The organism is Acutalibacter sp. 1XD8-36, assembly GCF_009917525.1.
Taxonomy (GTDB): domain Bacteria; phylum Bacillota; class Clostridia; order Oscillospirales; family Acutalibacteraceae; genus Acutalibacter.
The window spans coordinates 1-6,509 of record NZ_QZDU01000027.1 but is presented as its reverse complement, the minus strand read 5'-3'; the positions used below and the strand labels follow the sequence as shown (position 1 = coordinate 6,509).

The window sequence follows — 6,509 nt, the reverse complement described above, 5'->3', positions numbered from 1 at the left end:
CGCTGAAAAAAAGTCAATCCCACCGCCTTAACGACCAGATAGCCGCAAAGGAAAAGGAATTGACCAGGATACGGAAATCTTTTTCGTAGAACGTGACGTTAGATATATCGCAGTCAATGACGGGGTAGACAGCGCAAAGGGGGATAACGATTTTACCCCGTTCCGCAACCTGTTTAATGATTTTTACGCCAAAGACACAAGTAAAAAAGTACGAGCAATCAAACGGGCGCAAGGACAAGCGGGGGAACATCTGACAAAGCCGCCTTACGGCTACATGGTAAGCCCTGCGGACAAAAAGCTATGGATTGTGGACGAGGAAGCCGCCGCTGTGGTGAAACGGGTTTTTGATTTATGTATCGGTGGGAAAGGCCCTATGCAGATAGCGAAAATCCTCAAGGAAGATAAAGTACCGACTGCCAAAGCCTACTATGCCGAGAAAAAGGGGAAAGCACTTCCCGAAAATCCGTACAACTGGAAAGACAGCACGATTGTCGGCATTTTGGAACGTATGGACTATTGCGGACATACCGTAAATTTCAAAAGCTATTCCAAATCCCACAAATTAAAGAAGCGGATTCCAACCACAAAAGAACAGCAGGCAATTTTCTATAATACCCATGAAGCGATTGTAGAGGACGCTGTTTTTGAACGGATACAGGAACTAAGAGCGAACAAACGCCGCCCCACAAAAGCGGACAGACAGGGATTGTTTTCCGGCTTGGTATATTGTGCGGACTGTGGGAGTAAGCTACATTTCGCTACTTGCAAAAGTTTTAATGGCTCACAAGACCATTACCGCTGTGCAAAGTACAAGAGCAATACGGGAAGCTGTACGGCGCACTTTATCCGCGAAGAAGTGTTGAAGCAGATAGTATGGAGCAGGATATTTGATGTGACTGCCCTTTTCTTTGATGACATCATGGCTTTCCATGAAATGATGTACGCACAACGCTCTGCCGAAACGGAAAAGGAAATGAAGCGCAGAAAACGGGAAGTCGGACAGGCAAAAAAACGGATTGTAGAGCTTGACCGTATCTTCAAGCGGATTTATGAGGACGATATAAGCGGCGCAATCAGTCACGACAGATTTTTGAAGCTGTCCGCAGAGTATGAAGTGGAACAGCGGGAACTGGAAGAAAAGGTCAAGGCAGACCAGCAGGAAGTCGATACCTACGAACAGAACAAGAGCGACTTTGGCGGCTTCTCCGCAATTATCCGTAAGTATGTGGGGATAAAGGAACTCACCCCCGCAATCGTCAATGAATTTATCAAGAAAATCATAGTCCATGCGCCGGAAAAAGTGGACGGGAAGCGGGTACAGAAAGTAGATATTGTTTTCAACTTTGTAGGGGAAATCAATTTTCTTTCTGCCACGCAGCCGAAACGGCAAGGCGCATAAGGAAAATGCGCTCAATGAGCGCAAGAAAAGACGGTACAGCCCTTGTAATTGGGGCTATACCGCCTAATCTGAAATTACTTCCTTCTAACCGTAATCATTTGATTTACAAGGCTTTTCTGACACATCTCCAACTTATAAAGAGAGAGCTTATTGCACAGCAGAAGCATAAAAAATGGGTGGTGAAGCTATTTGCTGGCCAATCGGACAATGCCTAGGAAAGCTCTAAAGACTTTTCTCCCTCCATAAAACATTCGCCGCCCTGGGCCGGGGCGGGCTGGTCGCAGCCTGCCAACGCCACGCAGAGGGTTCGTACGAAAAGAACCGCTTTTTCAAGTGTCGTCCTTCCGGTTCCCAATAAAGTTTTTCAGTATCTGCGCCGCCTGTGCCCGAGTGGCCTGCCCCTTTGGACCTAACCGCCCGTCACCGTAGCCGTTCAAAATCCCGTTCTCCACGGCCCAGCGCATAGCCTCCAGCGCGTAGCCGCTGATCTGGCTCTCATCGTTGAAATCCAGTTCCTTGCTGGCGGCGGCAGGACTGCCAGAGTACCGCCAGAGCATCACCGCCAGCTGCTCACGAGTAATGGGGGCGTTGGGGCCAAACGTGCCGTTTCCGTAGCCGCTCACGATACCCTGGCTGGCGGCCCAGCGGACGGCCCCGGCGTACCACGACCTGCCCCCTACGTCGGAGAAATCCAGAAGATAATCCACTCCGGGACGGCCCTCCCTGTTGAACAGGATTTGGGCAAGCTGGGCGCGGGAGAGGGTATCCTCCGCCCCGAATCGGCCGTCGCTGTAACCGTTCATCAGGCCCTGCTCCTGGGCAAAGCGCACCGCCTCATAGTACCAGTTATCCTCGGATATGTCCGAAAAGGGGTTATCCCAGGGCGTTTCCGTCCGCTTATAGGTCACTTCGATTTTCACTTTGCCGCTGGGCTGCCAGAAGGTGTAAGTGCCGTCCGGCTGCGCCGTCAGCTCCACCCTCTTGCCGTCCCTGTCGGTGACGGTGATGCTGTCCAGCTCATAGCCCTCGTCCGGCCTGAGCTCCACGGTCACGGTGTCGCCCCGCTTCGGGCTGGAGGGGGAAACGCTCACGCTGCCGCCCTCGCCGGGCTGGGTCACATCGGGCTTGTAGGTGGGCGGAACGTAGCCGCCGGAGGAACCGCCCCCGGTGGCGGGGATGGTCTCGGTCTGTGTCCAGTAGCGGCAGTCAGTACATTCCCTGTGCCTGCGGCCCGCTGTGGAGCTGGTGGCCGCCTGGTCCACAATCCAGCCGCCGGGGTTGTGGGGGGCGTCGCCGCTCCTATCGCCGCAGGAGCACTCATGCCAGTGGCCGGCGGCGTCCGACTTCCACTCAGCCCCATAGCTGTGGCTGTGCACAGGCGGGATGGTCTCGGTCTCCAAATACTTGCAGATATTGCAATCCCGGTGCTTCTGCCCCTCTTTGTCAGAGGTGGCCGGGATGTCAATTATCCAATCGCCGAAGCTGTGGTCGGCCTTGTCAAATTGATGGTTTTCGGCGCAGTTCTCTATTTTGCAGGGACGCCAGTGGCTGGTACTATCGGAACCCCATTCGTCTGTATTTGCTTCATGTACGGGGCCGATATTCAGGTCTTTTCCATCGAGGCGCGTCACGTTGGCACTCTCGCTGATCTCAATTTTGTCGCTTGGGAGAATAGCGTTGCCCTTGGCGTTATTACCGCCGCCAATGTCCGCGCCGCTTTCGCTGCTGACCTTCACCGTGCCGCCGCTGATGGTGATGCTGCCGCCTCCTCCTTTGCTGCCCCCGCCTATGCCCGCGCCGCCGTAGTTGTTCCCGTCGTCTTGGCTGGTGGCAGTCACCGTGCCGTTGTTGATGGTGATGGTGCCGCCGTTGCTTCCGTCTCCGCCACCAATGCCCGCGCTGCCTGTGCTGCCGTAAAACTCCAGCTTGCCCATGGCACTCTCGTCCTTGGACTGTGCGTAGATGGTCAGGCTGTTCCCTTCGCTTACGTTGATGCCCACCGTGCCCTCCAAACTACAGCCGTTCGCCAAAATCAGGTGGACGTTTCCGGTAACGGTGATGGGCACTGGGAAACGTAGAGAGCCTCGCGCCACATACCAAACGCCGTTCTCCCAATCGGGGAGAGTGGGGGAAACGGGGAGGAATGTCTCGCAGAACTTCTTATCTCCGTTTTCATCCAGATAGGAGATACTGACCCGCCAGGGCCTCAGGGCACAGGCTTACCAGTACCGCCGCGCACAGCAGCAGGCTGCACAACCGTTGTTTCCAGCTTCTCATAGTTTCCTCCTGTCCGGCAGAGGGAGATTTTGTCTCGTAGGTAACCTACGAGACAAGGGGGGGACCCCCCTTGCCGATTCTTTCTTGTCCCGGCTGACCGGGCATAATATTCCACGTATACCATAGCAAAAATTTCGGCTCAAAGCAATAGGTTTTGCATGAGTGGACAAAATCCTGCATGAATGGTAAGCCGGGGCGGCTGACAGGCGCACTTGCCCGCACAATTTTCTCTGCATCTTCCCTATGTCCGCCTTGATTTTTTCCATAGATCTCCTGCCTGCGGAATTTCGGCGCAAACGCTGTATGGTGCTGGCGTCTCCGCTTTGGGGTGGTAGACTATTAATGTCATTCATTTGTCTTTCCTCCTTGTTGTAATGTAGTGCGGCTGCCTAGACCTCTTCTATCCTACTACAAGGAGGTTTTTCTTTCATCTAATTAGGCTTTTCGGCTGGCGGTCTACGCCTACCTCATGTACTGCGAGGATAGGAGGTCGCATCAGTGTTGGCCGAGCTACAAGACCATCGGTAGAGCGGGGTGGGTATGAATGAGAACACTGTAAGGAAATATGTGCGTGAGCTTGAGTACAAGACGCTCATTCTTACAGAGCCTACAAAGTATGAGAACTCCAACGGACAAGTGCGGAATGGCAATTTGATTTTCACGATTCTCCCCATCCAGGGAGCAATCGAGTATCAAAACAAGTGCCAGTTATGGACTTGACCCGTTTGTGGCCCCTGTGAGGGCCGTGTCAGGCGAACTTGGGCCGTTCTCAAGGAGTAAGAAGAGAGCAGTCCCAGTTCGCCGTTTTGGGGCATTTGTGGCGATTTGTAAGGGGCACCGACCTTGCCTCCAGCAGTGGCATAAATCCTCCGCGAGCAACGGCGCAAACTCGCTGCAAAGATATGCACTGAAATGGAAAATAATCCAGCCAGAGAGAGCAAAAGAAAACATGGTCTAAAAACAAGCAGGAGAAAGCAAGGCGCCATGCCGGCGCCTTTGCGGTTCACACCGTCCGGCAGAGCCGGGCGGGAGGGCTAGAAACTACGGGCTTTTTCAGGATTCACAGGGCGGTGTAAGATAGGGTCACACTAGGGGTTGCTAATATGAGTTTGGTGTAGAGTTAGGGGTTGCGGATTCAAAAAGTGGCTGAATACAAGGGAAAATCTAGGGGGCACAAGTTGGTGTAACACGATTTTGGAGGTGCTTTATGGATTCAGAAAAAATGCAGCGAATAAGCCTATATTTGGACAGAGGGCTGGTCAATCGGACAGACATATTTGCGAAAGAGCAGGGCTTTTCTTCTCGAAATGAATTGTTCACACGAGCGGTTGAAAGCCTCATGGCTAACAGCGATTTACAGGATAATGACATTTTGGGCGAAAAGTTAGCTGGGGCGGTTTTGAGGTTATCTGAGGATAACGCGAAAGCTATCTCAAAAGGGCTCTTCCGCTATGCAGTACAGTTAGAGATGGTGATGCGGATGCTGGCAGAACTTTCCGAGTACACACCGGAGCAGGTAGAAGAAATGCGCCGCGAGGCTATAAATAATGTGCGCCGTACCCGTGGCAAGGTGCGTTTTGAAGATATTTTAGCTGGATATTACGAAGATTGATACCATCAGAATTTGCGCTGCTAAACAAAGAAAAGGAATTTGGGTGGAACTGGAAAAGTAAGAAAAATGTCAGTGGACTTTCTCAGCAGGGTGTGGTATTGTGGTGTGCTGAGAAAGGGGGCCGTTTTATGGCAAAGAAACGAGCAAACGGCGAAGGTAACATCCGCAAAAGGAAAGACGGTCGATGGGAAGGTCGATACACCGCTGGCTATGACCCCGCCACCGGCAAGCGAATCATCAAAAACGTGCTGGGCAAGACCCAAGCAGAAGTCAAAGAAAAGCTGGCCGCGGCAATGGACGATGCCAAGGATTTGGACGTAGCCCGCTCCGACGATTACACGGTAGGTTCATGGTTGATAAACTGGTACACGCTCTACGCCAAGCCAAATGTGCGGGTTTCCACCGCCGAATGCTACCGCCGGAGCATCGAACTTCACGTAAACCCGCGCATAGGCGATATCAAGCTAAACAAGCTGACAGGCCGCGACCTGCAAAAACTCTACCACGACCTCCGCGAAAACGGCAGATTGCGGGAGATCCAGAAAAAGAAATCTCCTGGTCTAAGCGCCTCCACGGTTCGCGGCATCCACCTCATGCTCCACAACGCACTGAGCAGGGCGGTCAAAGAACGCTTGATTCAGCGCAACCCCACGACAGACTGCATTGCTCCAAAACTGGAGAAAAAGGAAATGAAGTTCCTTCCCGCCGAGGACATGAAAGCCTACCTTGACGAGACCGACCGCCGCCACGTTCTCCCCATGTTTTACCTGGAGCTGGTCAGCGGTCTACGCAAGGGTGAACTGGTAGCGCTCCTCTGGTCAGACCTGGACATCGAAAACCATACCATCAGCGTGAGCAAGCAGGCCACCCGCGACCAGAACGGCAACATTGTCATCACCCGACCTAAGACAGAAACCTCAGTCAGACTGGTGTCCATCCCACAGAAAGCCGTGGAACTACTCCAACGAGAACACCTCAAGCACCCGGATAACCCCTATATGTTCCCCTCAACGCGAACTGGCGAGATGTATTACCCCGACTCGATAGTAACGCTCCACAAACGGATATTAGTGTCAGCAGGATTGAGTTATATAAATTTTCATGCCCTCCGCCACCCGTATGTCAAGCCCACGACAACAAATTTCAGAAGTTTTTTGAATTTCTTTGCCGCTAGAGCCAAAACCGCCTATTTTCCAGACGATTTCAATATTCTGCTGTGGA

The 6,509-nt window shown here is 52.7% G+C and carries 6 protein-coding genes; 5 read left to right on the top strand and 1 reads right to left on the bottom strand.

What is annotated here, in order from left to right:
* Positions 1 to 307 precede the first annotated feature (307 nt).
* Both D5270_RS16125 and D5270_RS16120 read left to right on the top strand, forming a co-directional pair.
* Positions 308 to 1,399 (top strand): DUF4368 domain-containing protein, encoded by a 1,092-nt coding sequence (locus tag D5270_RS16125; protein ID WP_442858620.1) that lies wholly within the window; start codon positions 308 to 310, stop codon positions 1,397 to 1,399.
* Between the two features lie 14 nt (positions 1,400 to 1,413).
* A complete protein-coding gene (locus tag D5270_RS16120; protein ID WP_166545046.1) occupies positions 1,414 to 1,614 on the top strand; it encodes a hypothetical protein in 201 nt (66 codons plus the stop codon).
* A 114-nt stretch (positions 1,615 to 1,728) separates the two neighbouring features.
* Here D5270_RS16120 and D5270_RS16115 read toward each other — a convergent pair whose 3' ends face one another.
* Positions 1,729 to 3,492, bottom strand: a complete 1,764-nt coding sequence (locus tag D5270_RS16115) for an S-layer homology domain-containing protein (protein WP_166545045.1) — start codon at positions 3,490 to 3,492, stop codon at positions 1,729 to 1,731.
* 724 nt (positions 3,493 to 4,216) lie between these two features.
* Between D5270_RS16115 and D5270_RS16110 the strand changes: the two genes are divergently transcribed.
* From D5270_RS16110 to D5270_RS16100, 3 genes are all read left to right on the top strand, one after another.
* On the top strand, positions 4,217 to 4,396 hold the full coding sequence (locus D5270_RS16110; RefSeq protein ID WP_166545044.1) for a hypothetical protein: 180 nt from the start codon (positions 4,217 to 4,219) through the stop codon (positions 4,394 to 4,396).
* Positions 4,397 to 4,883: 487 nt separating this feature from the next.
* Positions 4,884 to 5,288, top strand: a complete 405-nt coding sequence (locus D5270_RS16105; protein WP_166545043.1) for a hypothetical protein — start codon at positions 4,884 to 4,886, stop codon at positions 5,286 to 5,288.
* A gap of 128 nt (positions 5,289 to 5,416) precedes the next feature.
* Positions 5,417 to 6,509: tyrosine-type recombinase/integrase (locus tag D5270_RS16100; RefSeq protein WP_166545042.1), on the top strand; the 1,093-nt coding region annotated here is incomplete at its 3' end.

What these genes read in the sequence shown, in the direction of transcription:
- D5270_RS16120 (WP_166545046.1), top strand. Translation starts at nt 1,414, where the DNA reads ATGAGCGCAAGAAAAGACGGTACAGCCCTTGTAATTGGGGCTATACCG.
- D5270_RS16110 (WP_166545044.1), top strand. Translation starts at nt 4,217, where the DNA reads ATGAATGAGAACACTGTAAGGAAATATGTGCGTGAGCTTGAGTACAAG.
- D5270_RS16105 (WP_166545043.1), top strand. Translation starts at nt 4,884, where the DNA reads ATGGATTCAGAAAAAATGCAGCGAATAAGCCTATATTTGGACAGAGGG.